Below are 20,585 nucleotides of genomic sequence, written 5' to 3' on the forward strand. Positions count from 1 at the left end.
AAGTCAAAAGTACTGGCTGGAATAAAATCAAACATGAAAATATTTCGGCCTGCATAGCAAAAAACTAAGCAGGCATGATAATTAACGAGCTTTTATTAATGGCTAACCACCAGCTAAGCGACGAAGAAAACTTACTGCGTTGGCTCTGATAATAGCTCTGCCGCTTTATTTAGTGACAGTCGCTCTTGTTCTGATTGAGTCACAGCTAATACGGCATCAACTTGCTGAGCTAATGAATCCCAAAGTGGTAAGATAACGGCTAGCTCTTGTTCATTGCCGCGCTCTCGCGCCATTTTAAGCAACGCAGCGGCTGAAACCACATCAATACGCCCCAAAATACCATCGGCTAAGGCAATGCTTAGCTCAATCATTGCCGGTACGCTATGACCGTATTTAATCACCTCGCGCAGATAAGATTCTGCCTGCGAAAAATCATGACCCAATGCACTATCATCATGCAACATACTTTGCGCGCGGGATAACATAGCATCGACCTGCCCTTGCTCAGCGGCTTCTGCCATCCAATATTCGCTCATTACCGTATCTTGCTTACAACCTTCACCACGAGCAAGCATCAAGGCTAAATGATATTGGGCATGAGGGTAACCCGCTTGCGCCGCACGATGGATAAATTTATAGGCAGCAGGTAAATTACTTTGCTGATAATACAAAACACCAAGGTTGGCCATTGCCTCTGACTGTTCAAGCTTTGCAGCTTGGGTAAGGTACTTTTCTGCTTGCAGCATATCGGCATTAAATTGCTCGCTACCTACCATGTAAAAGTAGCCTAGCAGCGCCATGGCGTTAGCAACTCCTGCATCGGCAGCCTTAGCAATAGCCAGCTCACCTGTGGATACATCAGCTTCACCACTGTATCCATGGATTAACGATACGCCGTGCTCAAATAGCGCATTTAAGTCTTTTACTGCAGCTTGTGCAAACCAATAACTTGCCTGCTTAAATGACGCTGCAGAGCGATCTTCAACTGCCTCTTCACGGCTTTCTTGCAGAGCAAGTTCTTGCTCACGCTGCATTAGCGCTCGTGTCTTTAAAGACATACCCACTAAATACTGTGATTCAGGATCTCGCTCCATAACGGCACGATAACAAAGATCCCGTCCGGCTAAAGAATCGAAATCTTCGAAGTAATATTCTGGCTTTTCTTGCTTAGCCACAAGCTTAAACAGTGACTCGACTAAAGCTAAAAGTTGTTTAATCGAACGTTCACTCAGCTGCTGCAGCTGCTCAGGTGTAAGGTGATATTTTTCAGGGTGAGCGCCACGGTTACCGTCAGCTCTTAGCTTGTGTAATGCTCGAGTCGTTTTAACATCAATCAAGCGACGCTGATTTAGCTGTTCAATACGATCATACAGATTGGGACTTTCAAAACGGATTTGTTTAGGTTCGGCCAACAAACTGGTTAGCTTATGGCTAAAACTGCGAACATGCAGCAACGCTTGAGTAGGAACATCCTTTACATAGCTTTTAGCCTTACGATAATCCTCGCCTAATTCAGCAGAAAACAGATTCACGAACTCAATATCGTTTAACAAGACGCTTACCTCTAATCACCACCTAAACAGTTTCGTGATTAAAGCCCACCGCCCTGTCACGAAACAGGCTAACCTTGTAGTGATAATTTACAGCGCCAACCACTACAAGGCCTCATACAACAGCGTTAGATTACGCTGTTACTCTTCATTTTGGACGTTACCAGCTACTTCTGGTGTTGGACGTGACACCATATACAAACGGAACAATGCAACGTTCACGAATAAGCCAAAGAAGGCCACAATAACATCGCCAATTAGCTTAACAGGAAGTCCACCTAGTTCAGTGAGCTGTGCCAAGATACCGCCAAAAAGAGAAAGTGGAATGTAAAGTAAAAATACTGCAATCGTCTTGAATGCTATAGGGCCGCTAAAGCTGAAGCTGCGTTTAATCGCTTCCATCGGTGTCAGTCTTTCCACCACCACCATAAAGTTTACGAATGCTAAGCGAGCAAATAAGTAAATTGATCCAACCAGGCCTATGACGCCCAGCATAGGATCAACCGCCATTAAGATAAATACTGGCGCTAGAACCGCAAGACCAGAGAACACTCCGGCTAAAAGTAACGCTGGCACAAAATTGAAGCTGGTCTTTAAAATCATGCTATTACTAGGGCTATGACCTTGAGAACGAACCTCTAAAAATAGGGTTAACGCGGCAATTAAAAATGAAAACACTAACAATAGCACCATCATGGCAACCATGTGGCTAGTACCAAATTGTGGGTTTTCAAGATCAGCCGAGCTAATTTCTAAACTTAGCCATAATTGTATACCAACCTGTACGAATAAAATTGGTACAAACAAAAATGCTAACTGGCTAATATTGTTTTTAAAAAAGTTAAAAGCTTGAGTCAAGATAGCTGACAGTGGCATAGGACTTTCCAAAAGATAAAATTCAATTACATAAGTTAGCGCTAAGGATACCCAAGTTTGGAAATGAATGCACAATTGAAATGAGTAATTAGTTCTCAAAAAAAATGCAAACGAATTGTTAAAAACGCTAGACTAGTCAATATTGATATCAACAAGGGAATAGCCATTGTCTCAATCACTGTCTTGTTCAGCATCCTACGGGAGCTTTGCAGCAAGCACTTTGGGATTATTTGGGTATAACCAACTAAGGAGAGTGAGATGAAATTAACCACTGTGGGTCTGGTAGCCATTACGGCATTAATGAGTACACCTGCGAGTGCTGGTATCTTGGATCAATTGGGCCAAGCGACTGACACTAAAAAACAGCAAACAGAGCAGGCTGAATCTTCTGATCTTGTAGGCAGCGTGATGTCACAATTAGGGCTAAGCCAAAACCAAGCTGAAGGTGGCTTAGGCAGTTTATTGTCTTTAGCACAAAGCTCTTTGGGCAGTAATGACTTTAGCTCTATTGCTGATTCTATACCTGGCGTTGACGGTCTTTTAGGTGCGGTACCTGAGTTAGATGGTGATTCTGGGATGTCGGGACTGCTTTCAAAAGCGGGTGGACTAGGTGAATCACTGCAAGGTGGTGCAATGGTTTATGATGCTTTTGAGAAGCTAGGGATCTCTAAAGATCTTGCTGCTCCTATGATAGATATAGTTAAGGGCTATTTAGATACTAATGGTAGTGCAGGCACATCAGATCTATTGATGAAAGGCCTTGGCGCTATTTTGTAAAAGCCTGCTAAACCTTCTCAACGATGAAGCTGTTGTTGAGAAGGAACTCTCTTCACAATTAATACTCTAACTCTCTGTGACAGTTAATATCCTTTAACGCTATAGGAGCCAGTATGCTCGCCAAACTCAAACAGTTTTTTGGTAATCCACAAGCCACACTCTCAGATGAAGAGCGCGCAGAACACTTGAACTTAGCTGCGGCCAGTTTACTTTTAGAAGTCGTTATGGCCGATGAAAGCATGTCTGAACAAGAAGCTAAACTACTACCAGATCTATTAACCACAACCTTGAATCTAGATCCTGACGATGCTCAACACTTAATTAGCGACGCTAAAAAATCTCAAGAAAAATCCACTTCGCTATATGAGTTTACTCAAGCGATTAACGACAATTTCGATGTAGAACAAAAACAGCAACTCATTTTAGCCATGTGGCGTCTTGCATACGCTGACGGTCATTTATGCCAATATGAAGACCAAATTATTCGCCGCACCGCAGAGCTATTTTATTTGCGCCACAGCGAGCTGATCCAAATGCGTAATATCGCCATGGAGCAGCAAGAAATAAAACGTAAAGAAGATAAATAACAGCCGAAATGACAAACTAAAATCTTGAGGAATAAGACTGGATAGAAAAGGAGCCTCCAAATTCGGCTGGCGACTCCATATTACATTTGCAATAATTGGTATTGGCTAGAAGATAAAAATGGCTTCCTGCCCTGAAACATCCTTGCCTAGCTAAAGTTTATTTAACTCGCTTACACTCAGCTTTTTAGCACTTACCATAACCTGCAAATTAATGACAATTGGCACAGGTATCGTTAGCAGAACCTTCTTCATGTACCACATGACAGTCACTGCAAGTGATAATACCTTCGTGTTGGTTATGCACTTCACCCTCAAGCTCTGTTAATGAGCCATGACAAGTTATGCATGCCTCATTTTCAAAAGCCATATCAGACGATGGAGCACCATCTTGATGACATGATTCGCAACCGGCCATTTCCGTATGAGTATCAGCTACAGGTGCTGCTATCGCTACAGTAGAAAAGCTTAGTAAAACTGTTAAACCTAAAACCTTAAGCATAGTTAAAACCCTCAGAACATAGTTTAAGCAACCGTCATTTGACCGGTATACAGAATGAAATTACGCAGTAAAAGTACCCCTACCAGACTGCAACTTGCTGTAACCGCAACATAAGAGAACTTACGTTTGGCAGACGCCTTCATAAAAAGGTTAAAGGCGAGTGGCATACTTAAACCAACCACCACCACACCAGCCCAGAAGATCCAGCCCCAGAAGCCCTCTCCAATTGCAGCTAGTGCAGCCACTTGGCTTTGGCCACCAGTTAAAATCAATCCAGCGAAGAAAGTGAATAACAGGATGATTTCAAGCAAAATTATTGGGATCTCTATATTGTGAATGAAATGGACTTCTTTACCGTCTGGGTTACCGTTTAACAACACGCCACCTAATAAGGTGCCTGCTGCACCCGAAGATAGGCCGGAAATCAAGAAAAGTAGTGGTAGTACAGGGTTATTTAGCATTGGGTAAGTCGTCAATGCCGATAGTAGGAATCCGGTATAAGCACCTAAAGACAATGCCAATATCACTAACAGGCCTGTAATTGTTGCCTCTTGCTTAGCTATGCCGTTAAATATTTTTTCAAGAATAGGCCAGCGACCATTACTCCAATTCAGTACTGGCGCTTTAAATACACATGCCAACCAAGCAAATAACGCAACTTGGTAAACCATTAGCACGGCAACACCAACGGACATCACCGATGTTGGGTTGTAAAACACTAGAATTTTCCAAAAATCGAATGGCTTGGTAAGGTCGATAACTAAAATGCCTAGCCCGGCAAAAACCGCTAATGGAGCAATTAAACAAGCAGCCTGCACAAAACCTGACTTGTACGCATCTCGCCCTAATTTGAAGTGCTTAAGTAACACCGCAAAACAAATAGCTCCTGCAGAAATACCTGCAAGGAAGAGGTAAATCGCAATAGGCCAAGGCCAAACTAAACTGTCAAAATGGAATGGACTCATAGGTTTATCTCCCCACCTTTTGCAGCGATACGGAATACTTTAGGTCTAGTACCTAAGTCTGTCTTAGTTCGATAGCTAGGAGCGGCCTTCAAAACTTGAACCACTTGAGATTGCGGGTCGCTAATATCGCCAAAAGTTAATGCCTTAGTCGGGCAAGCATCAACACATGCAGGCAATTTTCCTTCTTTGAGGCGTGTTTCTTTGCAGAAGTCACATTTGTCAGCCGCTTTGGTCACCGGATGTATAAAACGAATTTGATAAGGGCAAGCCGCAATACAGTATTGGCAGCCAACACACTTCCATTCATCCACGCTTACAATGCCTGTTTTAGGATCTTTATAAGCGGCTCCTGTTGGGCAGACTTTTACGCAAGGCGTATCATCGCACTGCTGACAAGACTTTCGAGTAAAGCGGAAATACTGATCCGGATATTCGCCAAATGGGCCTTCACGCTCAATCTCAAGCCGACTAACACCTTCTGGAACCTGGTTTACTTCGCGGCAAGCTATAGAGCAAGCATCACAGCCAATACATTTAGTTTCGTCATGTACTAATGCATATTTACAGGCGGGCTCTGCTGCCCCTGCCGTGCGATCTTTTGCGGTCGCAATAGTGAAACCTGATGCACCAACAACTGCAGCACAGGCTCCTTTTAAAAATAATCTTCTAGAATTGGACATATTCGTTTCCCTAATTACTTAGCCACGTGGCAACTGCTGCATAACTCGCTGCGCTCTTTAGCTGAAACCCCAATCACCGGGTCCGTATTTGGATGCAAAAGGTGGCAGCTTGCACAGTTCACTTTGTTAGAGTGAGCGTCGTGGCTCCAATCATCTTGCGCCAATACTTCGTGATCGTGGCAGGCTAGGCAGCGCTCGGTTTGCGTATTCGCATCTGCAGTCGACTTGTCACCAAATCCCACTAGATTTGAGGCTTTTCTTGGATGTCCCTCTTTTTCACCATGGCAATCCTGACAACTGATATCCAAAGCGTTATTGGCGTGAACGCCATGCATCATTCCGTTGCGCTTATGGCACATAATGCATTGTTTATTTTCATTAATTTTGAATTCTGCAGCAACTGACTGAATAGAAACGGTTGATGCTGCAACCACTAGAAGAATACTCATTAGCACTGGGGCTGAATATTTGAATAGTCTGGACATGAAGTGTCCTCACATTGCTAAGTGATAAAATAAAAGAGAGTAGGGAGTCGGTGTTGCAACCTAAGCTGCAACACCAAATGACGTTATGCCACCAATGAGCTTTTGATTAGGTTTGCATCGCAGTCATTCTTAGCAAGATGAAGTACTTTCACACCCATTTTTGCTAATGTTGCATCGATAAAGCGGTTGTTTTCATCTGAATTGTGTTGCGGATCAGTAATGACCAATTTTACTGCTGATGATTCATTATCAACGAGTACGTAATCTAAATGGCAACCTTGTAAATAACTATGAGCATCTTGTTCTTTCTCATCCTTATCTACATCACAAAGGCTATCTAATGTGGTGCCGTATACTACGTTATATTGACCCTTTACTAGAGAGTTCAATTTATTGATAAAACTACCAGGTTGATTATCTAATGAGTTAGACTTCAATTTAATATTAGAAGCCATGTACTCATTTCCTTTAAAGAACTTAATACATGTTAATGTAAACGTCACCAAAACAAATGGTACAACTAGAAATAGAACAAAGTACATGAAAGCATAACTAAATATTACAGATGCGCTCATAACAACCTCCAAGCTTACATTTTAATTATAAAATAATATTTTCCCTGCCAATTCAGTATTAATACTTAGCCATTATCAAACCTTGATCCAAATCAAAAACAAACTGTAGCCTTGTTTATAAAAATGAAAATTAAAGAGGTAGTCTAATTCATCAAATTAATATTTTATAAATACAAAAATGGAATGTCTAATATGTGATTTTTTGTTTTTTGAAAATACGCACTGAACATTAATCAGCCAGCAATTGTTCAAAAAACCGGACGAGCAAGCAGCAAGAAACAACATCTGACACAAAAACAATACAAATTTAACCCAAAAAACACTTTTAAACGTGTTTTTTTTATAATGGTTATAATTAAAAATATATTTTTTAAAGCCACGTATTTATAGAGTTATGCCAAATAAAGATAATCCATATTTAATATGGGAATAACTTATTAAGTGACCTATGCTTCAATTTTAAAAAGCAATTGAAAAAAAATAGTTTAAAAAATTGCGAATTGGTTATTATCGAAACAGATACTTACCACCAAAGAGGTATTTAATATGAGAGATATAAGTTTTAGTGACTTGGATTTATTATCCATTAATATTTTAGTTAATTTATATGAGAATAAGTCTGCAACTTTTGTCTCCCATAAACTAAATGTCCCAGCCCCCAAGATTAGTCGCTGCTTAAAACATGCTAGAGAAGTATTTGGTAACGAACTTTTTATACGTAAAAAGCATGGTTTAGTTCCTAATGAGTTCGCGGGAAAGATTTATCCAATTGCCAAAGAGATAATTGAGTGCTCTAAAAATTTACAAAAACTCAATGGAATGAATGAAAATACTCCGACACATCATTTTGAAATCGTTGCTCCAGATTTAATCTCTTACCCTTTCCCTAAAGTTCTGTTAAATGCGATCAAAAATGCGGGTAAAGATATTAGCTTTAATATCTCTTCATGGACAAAAAGTTCAATTCACGACATTACTAGTGGTGAGGTAGATCTTGGATTATGCTGTAGCAAAATGCTTGATAGCATTAAAGATACCGACGATTCGTTGAATGCGATTCCACTGAAAAAACTCAATAAGGTTTTTTTGGTTTGTCACCATGAACACCCAATTCTGAAAGAAGAGATTAACCTAGAGTCCATTGCCCGCTATCCATTTATTAATAGCAACATTGGTCAGTCTGAACTAGAACAAAGCCCATTCCAAGAGTTTTGCCAGACTCAACATATCAAACTAACAACCGAGATGAATCTAACTGGATTAACTGGATTATTTGAATATCTACGTTCAAGCCAAGGCGTTGCATTGTTGCCTTATAGCTCCATTTTTACCATGATAAATAACTGCCCAGATCTACATGCTTGTCGTCTATCAGACGTTGAATCTGAGCGCTTATATATGCATGTAAAAGAGCCGAATTTGTATTTGGTCTATAGCGATAACAACAGAGATCCTAATCTTCGTTGGCTATCTTCAGAGGTGAGAGGCTTAGTTGAACTGTTCTTACATTAAAGCAGTTTGGTTAAGATAATAAAAAAGAGTGTAAATACACTCTTTTTTTATTGAAGCTTGGCAACTTACTTAGCTGCTAGTTTTGATGTTTCGTAGCTTTCTTGAGCTATGGTGAGCTTTTCTTGTAACAGCTTAGATAACCCAATCGAAAAGTCGTTTTCATGAGACTGATGATATTGTAGATAATAGCTGTAACTAGCAGATTCATCATTTGGGAACAATACCTGATCATAAAAATCAGTCACATCCAAATAATCTACGTCGCTGCGGTTATTCAAGTAAAGATAAGAGAAAATCGAGGCTGTCCAGCAAATATCTTCAGTCTTAGCAACGTGGTTAAGCGCCATCGCCAAACTCGTGGTTTTAAAGCTAACTTTAAGAGCTAGAGATCGCTCCTTGGCATAGGTTTCACACCAGTGGTCAACCAAGCCAACCTTCGAGTAATTAATAAATACCAGCTTGTTTTTCAGTAGACATTCCATCGTAAGTTCTTGCTTGAAAAATGGATGATCTTTTTTAGCTGCTAAAAAGTAATACTGAACGTTGCCAACTTTAACATTTTTGACCGATTCAGATGGCTTTGAGTTCACACTTATCGCATAGTCAATTTTACCTTGAGCCAACAACTCCTGGACATTGTCGCTCCAAGGCTGAATGCTTACAGACATATCTAGCCCCTGTCTCTCACACATCTCTGTGATGGACTCTACTAGAAACTCCGATAGATGTTCTTGGGCAGCAATAATCAGCTGGTTCTTATCTGGCATTTTAGCTGTTACATCAGCCATTTGCTCGTAAGCCTGCACAATTGCTCTTGCAATAGGATATAACTTATCTGCCATGAGATTTGGCTCAACGCCATACTGACGTCTAACAAACAGCTCATCGTGAATCACTTCTCGCATATTGCTTAAAGCTCGACTCACTTTAGGTTGGGTTGTATTGAGTTTTTGAGCTACAACCGAGCCATTTTTAAACTCAACTAAACCAATAAACACTTTGAGGGTAAAGTAATCTAACTTAGAAAGTTCCTTGCGCATCGGTATTTAACCTACAGCCTATCATTCTAATTAATATTGTATCCAAACTATAACACTGATAACTAAAATATTTTGCCACACAAATCACACCTAATACCCAAAAGTAGGTAGATGCAGTCAAAAGACTGACGTAACGGCCTTAACTATGACTAATCCCCTTATTGTGCCAAGAAAACTCAAGCACGATCATACTCCTTTAGCTTAAAGCAAGTTAAACTAAGGGTATCAATGATATGGTAATTATCTATGCACACTGAACATACTGCAGAACTGAACCTACTTTGGGGAACGTTGATCTTAGAAGAACTGACTCGCTTAGGTGTTAAGCATGTCTGTATGGCGCCGGGATCACGCTCAACACCACTAACACTAGCGGCAGCCAAGCAAACAAAATTAAAGCAACATCTGCATTTTGATGAGCGCGGACTCGGTTTTATGGCATTAGGTTTGGCCAAAGCCAGCCAAGCTCCTGTAGCGATAATTACCACTTCAGGCACAGCGGTCGCCAATCTATACCCTGCAGTCGTTGAAGCATGGCTAACTCATGTTCCGCTAATCGTACTATCAGGTGACAGACCACCAGAGTTAATTGATTGTGGTGCTAATCAGGCCATTATTCAGCCTGGTATTTTTGCCCAGTATGGTAAGCAAATTAACTTACCAACACCTGATATGAATATCGCTCCACAAGCGCTATTAAGCCTGCTTGATGAAGCCGTTAGCAATCAATCACAACCCGTGCATATAAACTGTATGTACCGTGAACCGCTATACCCAAATGAACCGGTAGCGGATTTTTCACGTTACCTTGTACCGATTGAGCCTTGGCAAAGACAAACCGCACCTTATAGCCAATTTGCAACGATGAATGTAGGCCAATTACCAACGTCAGATGCCCTCGCACGCTTTGTTCATGGTAAAGGCGTTATCGTTGCGGCAACTTTAGCTCCAGAGCAGCATAGCGAAGCACTAATTCAGCTAGCACAAAAGCTTGGCTGGCCGATAGTCACTGATGCACAGTCGCAGCTTAGACAGCACCCCGGTGCCATTGGCAACATTGACCAATTATTGCATCAACCGAAATCTAAAGCTTTGTTAGCACAAGCCGAAAGAGTCATCGTATTTGGTGGCCGCATTCTATCTAAACGCCTTATTAGCTATTTAGAACAGCAAGAATGGAAAGATTATTGGCAGGTGCTACCACACCAGCAAAGACTCGATCCAAGCAACAAGCCAAAACAGCTTTGGCTTGCACCAGCTCATACTTTTGCAGCTTTGCCTTGGCCAAGATCATCACAAGCAAACTGGGCTCTTAACCTAGTTCAACATAACGACGACCTAGAAACTCTGTATCAACAGCAGATTGATAATGCCGAGTTTGGCGAAGCACAAACGATCCGCGCTATAGCAACAAGACAGACAAGCCAGCAGCAGCTATTTATTGGCAATAGCCTACCGGTGCGTCTCTATGACATGTTTGCACCTATTAGTAGCGATAGTGCTAAGGTTTTCACTAACCGAGGCGCGTCTGGTATCGACGGCCTATTAGCAACCGCTTGTGGTGTTGCCTGTGCAGAAGGTAAGCCTACCACACTAATTATTGGTGACATTTCAGCGCTACATGATCTCAACTCGCTGGCGATTGCTCGCGCGGTCACCAGCCCTTTAGTTATCGTCATTTTGAACAACGACGGCGGAAATATATTTAATCTATTACCTGTGCCTAATGAGCAATTACGCACCGACTATTACCGTCTGTCTCACGGCCTTGAATTTGGTTTTGGTGCCGCCATGTTTGGCCTTGCCTATAACCAGGTCGATTCAATTACCGACTTTATTGAATCTTATGAATATGCGATGACCTATTCAGGGCCATCAGTGATAGAGGTCAGCGTTGCGCAAAACCAAGCTAGCGATCAAATAGCGCAAATCGCTAGTTGGGTGAAGCAGCACTAATGCTTAGCTATTGCTGCTCAGGAAATGCCAATGCTCCAGCCGTGGTTTTTTTACACGGCTTCTTAGGCAGCAAAGACGATTGGAGTGAAATCATCTTGCAGCTAAAAGATGATTTTTACTGCATTAGTATCGACCTGCCTGGTCATGGCGATAACAAAGTAATCAGTGCATATGAGCTACCAACTCCTGGGTTTAACCGCTGCGCAGAGCTAGTCGCCGCAACGCTTTCATCGCTTAATATTTCCCAGTTTCACTTAGTCGGTTACTCATTAGGTGGCCGTATAGCACTGCATATTGCCAAGTTATACCCAGAGCAACTCCTAAGCTTAGTATTAGAGTCTTGCCATCCGGGACTAGAAAGCGAAGCTGATAAAATTGCACGTAAGCAAAACGATAGTGCTTGGGCGAATAAGCTTAGCACGCTGCCCATTAGTGAATTTTTGCAGCTTTGGTACCAACAAGCTGTGTTCAATAATTTAACGACTACCGAGCAACATGCATTAGTACTAAAGCGCAGACATAATAATCCGTTAGTTCTAGCCAATTGCTACCAAGCTACGTCACTAGCTGAGCAAGGTAACCTCTGGAATATCCCAAGTCAGTTAAAAGTCGCAAGCCACTTTATAGCAGGTCACCAAGACAGTAAATTTATGGCGTTAGCTAAACGCTGGCAGCAGCAACAGCCGTTATCTTTACATTGTATTAATGCCAGCGGCCACAACGTACACTTAGCGGCGCCGCAGCCTTTTAGCAATAAATTGCGCATGCTTTTCACTTAGCTTATATTCGCTAACATTCATTACCTAATATAACGATAATCAGGCAGGCCAATGACCACGACGCAGCAGCAAGTAACGCCATTAACTCTTACTCAAATAAGCCTGCATCAGTTTACTATCGATTTAGACAAACCATTACCGGTTGGCAAACAACGTATTGAGCAGCGTTTAGGGCTGGTGCTTAGCGCAATCGCAAGTAATAGCACTACGCAACAGCAAGCTTCAGTTGAGATCTCGCCGCTTTCAGGTCTAGATAATCAAGGCCAACCTCTAGCCGGTTTTAGTCACGAAACATTGGTTGAAGTGAGTGAGCAACTAATAGCCATGCTGCCGCAGTTACAGCAGCAATCGATTGACCAATTGTTAGATTTTGCCGAAAGCAGTAAGCTGCCGTCACTCTCATTTGGCCTAAGTCAGCTACACGCAAAACTTGTAGGCAAATTTGATGGTCACGCCATTACCCCGCGCACTATTCCACTCATTTATCGCCACAATGATGAGCCGCTAAGCGCAGTAAGCGAGCGCGTAGCTAGCCTAGCGAGTCACGTTTATGCGGTAAAAATAAAAGTCGCCCAAGACTCGCTTGAAGATGAAATTAAACTTATTCATCAAATTTTAGCAATTCGCCCAAATCTAAAGTTGCGCTTAGATGCCAATCGCGGCTTTAACCTAGAGCAAGCAATTGAGTTCGCCGCTTGCCTGCCGCTAGCGAGTATTGAGTATATTGAAGAGCCTTGCCAAAACCCTGACGACAATCAGGCTTTTTATCAGGCGATAGAGATGCCATGGGCACTAGATGAATCGTTAAATAGCCCAGACTACCAATTTACAATGCAAGCAGGCTTAACCGCGCTAATCATCAAACCTATGTTGCTTGGCAGCATAGAGAAACTGCAGCAATTAATCGATACCGCCACCGAGCACGGCGTGCGCTGTATCTTGAGTTCAAGCTTAGAAACAAGCCTTGGAATTGACGCATTAACTCGCTTAGCAACAATCATTACCCCTGATGAAATCCCTGGAGTTGATACGCTCGCAGCATTCAGTCAAGACTTAGTCGTAAGCTTTGCAAAGCCAACATGTTTGCAACTTGATGACTTAACCTTGTTAGCGAGTACAAACTGTAACCAGTAAATAATAACTGATTGATCAAACCTAAAAGGTCAACGGCACATTGATATGACGCTTAGTCGCTCGAATAAACACATCCTCTCGCCGCTTCATCAACAAGCATTAGCTCAAGGTGAGGCACCAGCCTACCGTTTTTCCGGTGCGGTAGTCAGCTACCGAACTTTAAGTCAGCAAGTTATCGGCTTAGCAGAGCAACTTAGCGAACTCGGGTTAAAACCAGGCGATCGTCTAGCGTGTATCAGTCATAACAACCCGCAGCTTTTGCAACTCTATTGGGCATGTGTTGACAGTGGGGTGTTATTTTGTCCGATTTCACCACGTTTTGCGCCGCAGCAAATCATTGAGCTTATTGTGACCCATCAGTATCAATACTGTTGGATGACCTCACAGCAGCAATCAGAGCTTAATCTAGCCCTTAAGGATCAACAATCATTCACCCGTGTGAATTTTGACTTTAATGCTCTTAGTGACTCAAAAGCCACTTTAGTTAATCCCAATATTGCGGTGAATGCGATACTCACCTCTGGCAGCAGCGGCACACCAAAGGCTGCAGCCCATAGCCTAGCGAATCATATAGCGAGCGCTTCAGGTTCAAAGGAATTAATAGAGCTTACAGCAAGCGATAGTTGGTTATTGTCATTGCCACTGTTTCATATAGGTGGTTTGGCAATACTAAATCGCTGCGCACTTGCTGGCGCCTGCGTGGTCTTTGAAGACAAAAATTTATCTCTAGCTAAGCAGCTTGTTCGAGATGAGATCAGCCACCTATCCTTAGTCAGCGCCCAGTTACAACTGTTGCTCGTAACTAGCAATGACGAAAGTAAGATAGAAACTGGCGTTGACAACGACTGCCTAGCACAGGTTAAGGCTATGCTACTTGGTGGCGGCGCTATTTCTGCCAATCTATTGGCTGAATTAGCTAAACGCGACATTAACGCATACACCAGCTACGGCATGACCGAAATGGCATCACAGATCACCACAGGTATTGCTCTTGCCGACGGTTCTAGCGGCAAGTTGTTATCAGATAGAGAGCTAAAAATTATGGATGGCGAGATCTGGGTGAAAGGTAAGAGTCTGTTTTTAGGCTATCTAACCAAAGCAGGCTTTAACCTACCATTAGATAACGACGGCTGGTTCTACACCAAAGATTTAGGTCACTTTGACGCAAATGACAACCTCTGCATCGATGGTAGAGCTGACAACATGTTTATCAGCGGTGGGGAGAATATCCAACCTGAAGAGATAGAAGCAGCACTCAAGCTTCACGTTATGATTAGTGAGGCCATCGTTTTTCCAGTGGCAGATGTAAAATTTGGCAACTTACCGGCAGCCATACTGAAGCTTAACGAGAGTAAGCTTGATAACTCTCGTTGCCGTATGCCTGACGAAGCAGAGTTAACTGAGTTTCTTGCCAATAAGATCGCCCGCTTTAAAAGGCCAAGGCAATATTACCCTTGGCCCAAGGTTAGCAGTGCAGGGATTAAGGTTATCCGAAAACAGGTCATTGAAGCGGTTAAGAGTTAACGCCTCATTCTGTAACTATTTAAACGTAAATAAGCCCTATGTTTGAACCTAAAGACTATGGGTTGAGAACAAGCTTAAATACAATGCTCTTTTTTAGCATCGTAGGCCGCAGCAGCAATTTTAAGCTGTTGGATATCCGATGCGCACAAATATCTTTTTAACACCTCAAACTTTTCAACCGGCCAATCATAAATTTTAAGCTGTAATAGTTCATCGATAATAACTGGCTCAAAACGATACTTAACAAACTTGGCTGGTGAACCACCGACGACGCTGTACGGAGCTACATCTTTGGTCACAACACTATTGGCCGCGACTATCGCCCCTTCTCCAATAGTTACACCTGGCATTATCATCGCTCTCATTCCAAGCCAAGAGCCATCACCAATATAAGTATCCCCCTTACCGACATAGGCCTCATCAATGTAGTCCATAAAGGGATATAAGCAGAACCAATCGGCTCGATGAGTGTGGTTTCCCCCCATCAAGATGATGACTTCGGCACCGATACACACATAATCACCAATATGTAGCTTGTCGATTTCCCATCTTGGTTGCCAATTACGACTGACTTCATCACCATGTAAATACCTGACTACCGACTCTTCGAATCCGTTATCCCAGCAATCACTGTAATAGCTATGCGTACCTTTAATTGAGATATTCGGGTTTGTTACTACTTCATGTAACAATTGAAATTTTGACCAATGTTTTTGTTGCATACTTGACCTCAAGCTAATGTTAAATATAAAAATATTGAAATAACATTACGCTCGTCAGCGAACCCAAGGCTGCTTTAACAAAGGGATAAGTTGCATAATTACACTCTGCAATTTGAGAAAATAAATGATAGTACATAACACTCGGTAAAGGAGCGCGTAAAAGGTTGGTTCGGTGCATCTAACCATAGGTTATATACTGGCCTGCACTTTACTCATTTTCAGCCAAAAATCTTCTTGGCACTGATTTGTAAAACTTTTCTGATTGGGTGTAATACTCAAGCTATCTGGCTGAGCAATAATCTCATAACTAATCCAGCATTCAGAACAAAGTGCATCGCTAACCAGTTCAGTATGATCAACTTCGGTTTGCTTTCTTAACGTTACACCATTTTCAAATCTTACAACTAATTCATGGCTTTCAATGAAAGTGTCATCATCTTCAATACAGCTGCCATACTGTGTTGTTTCAAGCACTGATAAGCCAACAATATGCTCTTTTACAGCTAAAACATAAGTAAATAGATTATTCATGATATAGAGCTATTTCTCCCACCACATAGCTTGGAATGCGAAGCAAGTGCGTATGCCTAATATTACTCGTATGTGCCAAAAGTAAATCTATTAGTGCTAACAGATAAGTTTAGCTCCGCAGTTAATAGGCACTCTAGCAAATCACTCAGGGGAAAACGAGGATGAATAATTGACGATGTACGTAAGGTGTAAAGCTTTCATTTACATGCTGCTAGCGAAGACAATAAACCTAAAATGACGAATCTTGCATTTGTTCGAGACATAAATCTTCCAGACATAAAAAAACCTGCTAAATAAGCAGGTTTTAATTATCAAGCAAAATGGAGTTAAGCCTCCATACAGCCCTTAAGCTTGTTCATTGCATTCTTTTCCAGCTGCCTAATGCGTTCAGCCGACACTTGGTAAGTCGCCGCTAGGTCTTGCAATGTTGTTTTGTCTTCATCTAACCAACGCGCTTTAAGAATATGCTGGCTACGCTCATCAAGAGTCTTGATAGCAGATAGCAGGCGCGCTTGGTTATTCTGTTCCCAGTTGTCATTTTCAACTTGGGACGCTAAATCTGAAGAGTGATCCTCAAGATAATGCATAGGAGCATAATCGTGTTCATCATCGTTATCACTAGCCAGATCAAATGCAGGATCTTGCGCCGCCATACGTGATTCCATCTCGGTGACATCGGCTTTTGATACACCTAAACTATCAGCCACCATGCCTACTTCGCTGTCACTAAACCAACCTAGGCGCTTTTTAGCTTTACGTAGATTAAAGAACAGTTTGCGCTGAGCTTTAGTGGTCGCCACTTTTACGATGCGCCAGTTTTTAAGCACATACTCGTGGATCTCTGCTTTAATCCAATGTACGGCAAACGATACCAAGCGAACACCCACATCAGGGTCGAAACGCTTAACCGCTTTCATCAGGCCGATATTACCTTCTTGAATTAAGTCTGCTTGCGGTAGACCGTAGCCAGAGTAACCTTTTGCAACATGTACCACAAAACGTAGATGCGACATAATCAACTGCTTCGCAGCTTGTAGATCACCCGTTTCTTGCAGACGCTTCGCTAGCTCATATTCTTTATCAGCTTCCAACATTGGGATGTTGTGTGCTGAATGAACATAAGACTCGAGGCTGCCGCTACTTTGGGGAACCATTAGTGCCATTGATTGCGTTTGATCTGTCATTTACGCTCCTGCTACTTCTTACAAATGTCTTGCTAAAATCTACTTGCTGACCATTCATTACTGAAATGGACAGTGAACTATCGACTAAATGACAAAATATGTCAACCATCGTAGTTATCTAATATGTATCGATTCGCACTAAGCCAAACTAAAGCTAGCGGCATATTGCTGCCAACAAAATATTACACCTAGTGATAGGCAACGCAAATGAAACAAAGTTCATCTTTTAACCTATCAATGGTTGGCAAGCTTAACTTGTTATTATGACGGTTCTATTGCTCTTAGGTGCTGGCGTACTGAAAGGTATGAGCCTAGCCAACCTAAGAAAGATGCCAGCAATACAAGCTGCCCTAACTCAGCAACACTTAGCGATTCCATATGCAAAGTACTACCGTATAGGCCTAATAATTCAGCTAAAGCAGAATCTAAATACCAAACCAATAAGTTAATAATCACCCAAGCTAAGAAGCCACCTATCACGCCATACCAGATCCCAGTATAAAGAAACGGGCGCTGAATAAAGGCTTCAGTAGCCCCGACTAACTTCATGACTTCAATTTCTGTACGACGATTCATAATTGCTAAACGAATCGTATTACCTATGACCAGCACTACCGCTAATACCAGTAAGGCCGCGATAGCCATTACAGTGCGTTCCAGCAGCTTAACCACAGCTTGCAATCGCTCTAACCATTCAATATCTAAACGGCCAAAGCTGACTTCGGGTTCTTGCTCAAGCTTACGTAATAATTCACGTGCACCGGTCGGGCTTGAGTATTTAACACTTGGAGTCACCATCACTACAGCAGGCAACGGATTGGAATCCAAATAAGATAATGCTTCACCAAAGCCAGATAAGCTTTGGAACTCTTCTAAAGCTTGATCGCGATTAATATAAGTTACATCGCTAATTTCTGGATAAACCTTTAACCGAGTGATTAAGCTTTGAATGACGGTTTCACTGCGCCCTTCGTCAATAAATAGCGAAATCTCTGCCGCGCTATTCCAAGACTCTGTAATGGTTTCAGCATTTTTAACCAATACCTGTAGCGCAGCTGGTAAACTTAAGCTAACGCCCAATACAGCCATAGTCATAATTGATGACACAGGGTTGCGCCATAGCTCACCCATACTTGCCATGGCATGCTGTACGTGACGAATAAAGAACATCACAATACGGCCTGACAACGGTAACTTGCTACGGTTTATCTGAGGTTTTTTACTCATGACTATTCTCAGTTACTGCCAAAGTGATTTAGGTCATTAAGCTCTTCGGCACCCAATACACGACCTTGTTTAAGAGTTAAGGTGCGGTATTTCATACGCGCTATCAAGCCTAAGTCGTGGGTGGCAATAAGCACTGTAGTACCCGCATCGTTAAAGGTTTCAAACAAGCGTAAGATATCCATCGATAACTTTGGATCTAAGTTACCTGTTGGCTCATCAGCTAGCAGTAAAGGAGGCTTATTAACAATTGCGCGAGCAATGCCTACACGTTGCTGCTCACCGCCGGATAACATAATAGGGTTATGGCGCTCTTTACCATACAAACCAACCATGTCTAATGCACCCGCGACTCGTTTACGGATCTCACCAATAGAGAAACCTTCAATCATTAACGGTAAAGCGACATTATCGAATACGCTCTTATTCATTAACAGGTGATGGTTTTGAAAAATCATACCAATATCACGACGCAAGTAGGGCACCTGCGAGCGACTCACCTTAGCGATATCATGGCCATTAATAGATACACGACCACCGTTGGCACGTTCAATCACGGTGATCAACTTGAGCAGTGTACTTTTACCCGCACCAGAATGACCGGTTAAAAAGGCCATTTCCCCGCGCTTTATATGAAAACTCACATCCGATAAGGCTTTTTGCCCGCCGGGATAGACTTTACTTACCTGCTCAAATCGAATCATTAATAAGATTTCTTGTTAGTTAGTATTAATAAAAGCACCCCGCAGGGTGCTTATTTTTAGCTATCTTAAGTTAACGCTTAATCTATAAGCTAACGTTATTTCGCGTCTTTGTCGTCTTTTGTTTGGCTAAAAAGAGCTTCGATAAAGTCTTTCGCATTAAAGGTTCGTAGGTCATCAATCTGCTCACCCACACCAATATGACGAATTGGAATACCAAACTTATCAGCAATCGCGAAGATCACGCCACCTTTAGCCGTACCATCAAGCTTACTGATAGTAATACCGGTAACACCAACAGCCTCTTGAAAAAGCTGCGCTTGGCTAATGGCATTCTGCCCAGTACTTGCGTCAAGAGTTAGCATCACCTCATGCGGCGCTGACTCATCTTGCTTTTTCATTACGCGAACCACTTTCTTAAGCTCGTCCATTAGGTGAGCTTTGTTCTGTAGACGACCTGCGGTATCGGCAATCAATACATCAACATTACGCGCACGTGCCGCTTGCAATGCATCAAACAAAACAGACGCACTATCGGCTCCTGTATGCTGGGCAATAACGGGGATGTCGTTACGTTGACCCCAAACTTGTAACTGCTCAACCGCTGCAGCACGGAACGTATCACCTGCAGCCAGCATCACAGACTTACCTTGTGCTTGATATTGCTTAGCAAGTTTACCAATCGTGGTAGTTTTACCCACCCCGTTAACACCAACCATTAGGATCACGAATGGGCCATCAGCGTTTTCAGGAATAAGAGGTACAGATACAGGATCGAGTGTCTTTTGCATCTCTTCACGTAATAGCTCGTACAGGGCTTCGCCGTCTTTAAGCTGCTTACGACTTGCTTGCTCAGTTAAGTTTTTAATTAAGCGTGTGGTTGTTTCAACACCCACATCGGCAATTAATAGCTGCTCTTCAAGCTCTTCAAAAAGATCGTCATCGATCTTTTTGCCGCTAAATAAGCCAATAAAACCGCTACCAATACTTTCACTGGTACGTTTTAAGCCGCGCTTTAGACGGGCAAATAAACCTTCTTTAACAGGTTTTGCTTGTGGCTCAGGCTGCTCCTCGGCTACTTGTTGCTCTGCCAGTTGCTGCGCAGCTAACTCTTCAGCAGCCACTCTTTCTGACTCAAGGCGTTCAGCTTCAATTCTTTGGGCTTCGGCTTGTTCAGCGGCAACTCTTTCTAATTCAACACGCTCAGCTTCAAGACGAGCAGCCTCGATGCGAGCAGCTTCCGCCGCTTGCTCTGCTGCGATTCTTTGCGCTTCAGCTTGCTCA

General features: G+C 42.4%; 21 protein-coding genes. 7 read left to right on the top strand and 14 right to left on the bottom strand.

The genetic code is table 11. The features are described 5' to 3' along the window. Positions 1 to 131: 131 nt before the first annotated feature. Positions 132 to 1,553 (bottom strand): DUF4145 domain-containing protein, encoded by a 1,422-nt coding sequence (locus L2747_RS19895; protein WP_249000714.1) that lies wholly within the window; start codon positions 1,551 to 1,553, stop codon positions 132 to 134. A gap of 138 nt (positions 1,554 to 1,691) precedes the next feature. Further along, entirely contained in the window at positions 1,692 to 2,426 is a 735-nt protein-coding gene (locus tag L2747_RS19900) for a hypothetical protein (protein ID WP_249000715.1), read from the bottom strand. A 258-nt stretch (positions 2,427 to 2,684) separates the two neighbouring features. Between L2747_RS19900 and L2747_RS19905 the strand changes: the two genes are divergently transcribed. Together L2747_RS19905 and L2747_RS19910 are read left to right on the top strand one after the other, a co-directional pair. After that, positions 2,685 to 3,203: a DUF2780 domain-containing protein gene (locus L2747_RS19905; protein WP_249000716.1), complete on the top strand. Its 519-nt coding sequence runs from the start codon at positions 2,685 to 2,687 to the stop codon at positions 3,201 to 3,203. A gap of 113 nt (positions 3,204 to 3,316) precedes the next feature. Then, positions 3,317 to 3,790, top strand: a complete 474-nt coding sequence (locus tag L2747_RS19910) for a tellurite resistance TerB family protein (protein WP_249000717.1) — start codon at positions 3,317 to 3,319, stop codon at positions 3,788 to 3,790. A 208-nt stretch (positions 3,791 to 3,998) separates the two neighbouring features. Here L2747_RS19910 and L2747_RS19915 read toward each other — a convergent pair whose 3' ends face one another. The 5 genes from L2747_RS19915 to L2747_RS19935 form a co-directional block, all read right to left on the bottom strand. Beyond that, positions 3,999 to 4,289 carry a cytochrome c3 family protein gene (locus tag L2747_RS19915; protein WP_249000718.1) on the bottom strand — a complete coding sequence of 97 codons (291 nt, stop codon included), beginning with the start codon at positions 4,287 to 4,289 and terminating at the stop codon, positions 3,999 to 4,001. A gap of 23 nt (positions 4,290 to 4,312) precedes the next feature. Further along, complete coding sequence (gene nrfD, locus L2747_RS19920; protein ID WP_249000719.1) at positions 4,313 to 5,254, bottom strand: cytochrome c nitrite reductase subunit NrfD; 942 nt, start codon at positions 5,252 to 5,254, stop codon at positions 4,313 to 4,315. Then, positions 5,251 to 5,934 carry a 4Fe-4S dicluster domain-containing protein gene (locus L2747_RS19925; RefSeq protein ID WP_249000720.1) on the bottom strand — a complete coding sequence of 228 codons (684 nt, stop codon included), beginning with the start codon at positions 5,932 to 5,934 and terminating at the stop codon, positions 5,251 to 5,253. The genes nrfD and L2747_RS19925 overlap by 4 nt, the downstream gene beginning before the upstream one ends. A 14-nt stretch (positions 5,935 to 5,948) precedes the next feature. Then, positions 5,949 to 6,419 carry a multiheme c-type cytochrome gene (locus L2747_RS19930; protein WP_249000721.1) on the bottom strand — a complete coding sequence of 157 codons (471 nt, stop codon included), beginning with the start codon at positions 6,417 to 6,419 and terminating at the stop codon, positions 5,949 to 5,951. An 83-nt stretch (positions 6,420 to 6,502) separates the two neighbouring features. After that, complete coding sequence (locus tag L2747_RS19935) at positions 6,503 to 6,874, bottom strand: DUF2726 domain-containing protein (protein WP_249000722.1); 372 nt, start codon at positions 6,872 to 6,874, stop codon at positions 6,503 to 6,505. A gap of 666 nt (positions 6,875 to 7,540) precedes the next feature. Here L2747_RS19935 and L2747_RS19940 point away from each other — a divergent pair. After that, entirely contained in the window at positions 7,541 to 8,506 is a 966-nt protein-coding gene (locus L2747_RS19940) for a LysR family transcriptional regulator (RefSeq protein ID WP_249000723.1), read from the top strand. A 65-nt stretch (positions 8,507 to 8,571) separates the two neighbouring features. Here the strand turns inward: L2747_RS19940 and L2747_RS19945 are convergent, their stop codons facing one another. After that, the gene (locus tag L2747_RS19945; protein WP_249000724.1) at positions 8,572 to 9,546 is read right to left on the bottom strand and encodes a LysR family transcriptional regulator; all 975 of its coding nucleotides are present in this window, start codon (positions 9,544 to 9,546) and stop codon (positions 8,572 to 8,574) included. Between the two features lie 246 nt (positions 9,547 to 9,792). On the opposite strand from L2747_RS19945, the gene menD reads away from it, so the two are divergent. Genes menD through menE form a run of 4 tightly spaced genes read left to right on the top strand, consistent with a single transcriptional unit; the run spans position 9,793 to position 14,939 of the window. Next, a complete protein-coding gene (gene menD, locus L2747_RS19950; RefSeq protein ID WP_249000725.1) occupies positions 9,793 to 11,502 on the top strand; it encodes a 2-succinyl-5-enolpyruvyl-6-hydroxy-3-cyclohexene-1-carboxylic-acid synthase in 1,710 nt (569 codons plus the stop codon). Next, positions 11,502 to 12,281, top strand: coding sequence for a 2-succinyl-6-hydroxy-2,4-cyclohexadiene-1-carboxylate synthase (menH, locus tag L2747_RS19955; RefSeq protein ID WP_249000726.1), 780 nt, complete (start codon positions 11,502 to 11,504; stop codon positions 12,279 to 12,281). Before menD ends, menH begins: the two co-directional genes overlap by 1 nt. 51 nt (positions 12,282 to 12,332) lie before the next feature. Next, positions 12,333 to 13,415 (top strand): o-succinylbenzoate synthase, encoded by a 1,083-nt coding sequence (menC, locus tag L2747_RS19960; protein WP_249000727.1) that lies wholly within the window; start codon positions 12,333 to 12,335, stop codon positions 13,413 to 13,415. Between the two features lie 45 nt (positions 13,416 to 13,460). Further along, on the top strand, positions 13,461 to 14,939 hold the full coding sequence (menE, locus tag L2747_RS19965) for an o-succinylbenzoate--CoA ligase (protein WP_249000728.1): 1,479 nt from the start codon (positions 13,461 to 13,463) through the stop codon (positions 14,937 to 14,939). 74 nt (positions 14,940 to 15,013) lie between these two features. On the opposite strand, the gene L2747_RS19970 is transcribed toward menE, so the two are convergent. From L2747_RS19970 to ftsY, 6 genes are all read right to left on the bottom strand, one after another. Continuing rightward, positions 15,014 to 15,661, bottom strand: a complete 648-nt coding sequence (locus L2747_RS19970) for a CatB-related O-acetyltransferase (RefSeq protein WP_249000729.1) — start codon at positions 15,659 to 15,661, stop codon at positions 15,014 to 15,016. A gap of 189 nt (positions 15,662 to 15,850) precedes the next feature. Further along, positions 15,851 to 16,192, bottom strand: coding sequence for a hypothetical protein (locus tag L2747_RS19975; protein ID WP_249000730.1), 342 nt, complete (start codon positions 16,190 to 16,192; stop codon positions 15,851 to 15,853). Between the two features lie 326 nt (positions 16,193 to 16,518). Next, positions 16,519 to 17,376, bottom strand: a complete 858-nt coding sequence (gene rpoH, locus L2747_RS19980) for an RNA polymerase sigma factor RpoH (protein WP_249000731.1) — start codon at positions 17,374 to 17,376, stop codon at positions 16,519 to 16,521. Between the two features lie 261 nt (positions 17,377 to 17,637). After that, complete coding sequence (gene ftsX / locus L2747_RS19985) at positions 17,638 to 18,603, bottom strand: permease-like cell division protein FtsX (protein ID WP_249000732.1); 966 nt, start codon at positions 18,601 to 18,603, stop codon at positions 17,638 to 17,640. Positions 18,604 to 18,611: 8 nt separating this feature from the next. Then, the gene (gene ftsE / locus L2747_RS19990) at positions 18,612 to 19,304 is read right to left on the bottom strand and encodes a cell division ATP-binding protein FtsE (RefSeq protein ID WP_249000733.1); all 693 of its coding nucleotides are present in this window, start codon (positions 19,302 to 19,304) and stop codon (positions 18,612 to 18,614) included. Positions 19,305 to 19,399: 95 nt separating this feature from the next. Further along, positions 19,400 to 20,585, bottom strand: a 1,186-nt coding sequence (gene ftsY, locus L2747_RS19995; protein ID WP_249000734.1) for a signal recognition particle-docking protein FtsY, incomplete at its 5' end; no start/stop codon positions are given.

The organism is Shewanella marinintestina, assembly GCF_023283845.1.
Lineage (GTDB): Bacteria > Pseudomonadota > Gammaproteobacteria > Enterobacterales > Shewanellaceae > Shewanella > Shewanella marinintestina.

What these genes read in the sequence shown, in the direction of transcription:
- L2747_RS19905 (WP_249000716.1), top strand. Translation starts at nt 2,685, where the DNA reads ATGAAATTAACCACTGTGGGTCTGGTAGCCATTACGGCATTAATGAGT.
- L2747_RS19975 (WP_249000730.1), bottom strand. Translation starts at nt 16,192, where the DNA reads ATGAATAATCTATTTACTTATGTTTTAGCTGTAAAAGAGCATATTGTT.
- nrfD (WP_249000719.1), bottom strand. Translation starts at nt 5,254, where the DNA reads ATGAGTCCATTCCATTTTGACAGTTTAGTTTGGCCTTGGCCTATTGCG.
- rpoH (WP_249000731.1), bottom strand. Translation starts at nt 17,376, where the DNA reads ATGACAGATCAAACGCAATCAATGGCACTAATGGTTCCCCAAAGTAGC.
- ftsE (WP_249000733.1), bottom strand. Translation starts at nt 19,304, where the DNA reads ATGATTCGATTTGAGCAGGTAAGTAAAGTCTATCCCGGCGGGCAAAAA.
- menE (WP_249000728.1), top strand. Translation starts at nt 13,461, where the DNA reads ATGACGCTTAGTCGCTCGAATAAACACATCCTCTCGCCGCTTCATCAA.
- L2747_RS19930 (WP_249000721.1), bottom strand. Translation starts at nt 6,419, where the DNA reads ATGTCCAGACTATTCAAATATTCAGCCCCAGTGCTAATGAGTATTCTT.
- L2747_RS19900 (WP_249000715.1), bottom strand. Translation starts at nt 2,426, where the DNA reads ATGCCACTGTCAGCTATCTTGACTCAAGCTTTTAACTTTTTTAAAAAC.
- menD (WP_249000725.1), top strand. Translation starts at nt 9,793, where the DNA reads ATGCACACTGAACATACTGCAGAACTGAACCTACTTTGGGGAACGTTG.
- L2747_RS19925 (WP_249000720.1), bottom strand. Translation starts at nt 5,934, where the DNA reads ATGTCCAATTCTAGAAGATTATTTTTAAAAGGAGCCTGTGCTGCAGTT.
- menC (WP_249000727.1), top strand. Translation starts at nt 12,333, where the DNA reads ATGACCACGACGCAGCAGCAAGTAACGCCATTAACTCTTACTCAAATA.
- ftsX (WP_249000732.1), bottom strand. Translation starts at nt 18,603, where the DNA reads ATGAGTAAAAAACCTCAGATAAACCGTAGCAAGTTACCGTTGTCAGGC.
- L2747_RS19945 (WP_249000724.1), bottom strand. Translation starts at nt 9,546, where the DNA reads ATGCGCAAGGAACTTTCTAAGTTAGATTACTTTACCCTCAAAGTGTTT.
- L2747_RS19915 (WP_249000718.1), bottom strand. Translation starts at nt 4,289, where the DNA reads ATGCTTAAGGTTTTAGGTTTAACAGTTTTACTAAGCTTTTCTACTGTA.
- menH (WP_249000726.1), top strand. Translation starts at nt 11,502, where the DNA reads ATGCTTAGCTATTGCTGCTCAGGAAATGCCAATGCTCCAGCCGTGGTT.
- L2747_RS19910 (WP_249000717.1), top strand. Translation starts at nt 3,317, where the DNA reads ATGCTCGCCAAACTCAAACAGTTTTTTGGTAATCCACAAGCCACACTC.
- L2747_RS19935 (WP_249000722.1), bottom strand. Translation starts at nt 6,874, where the DNA reads ATGGCTTCTAATATTAAATTGAAGTCTAACTCATTAGATAATCAACCT.
- L2747_RS19970 (WP_249000729.1), bottom strand. Translation starts at nt 15,661, where the DNA reads ATGCAACAAAAACATTGGTCAAAATTTCAATTGTTACATGAAGTAGTA.
- L2747_RS19940 (WP_249000723.1), top strand. Translation starts at nt 7,541, where the DNA reads ATGAGAGATATAAGTTTTAGTGACTTGGATTTATTATCCATTAATATT.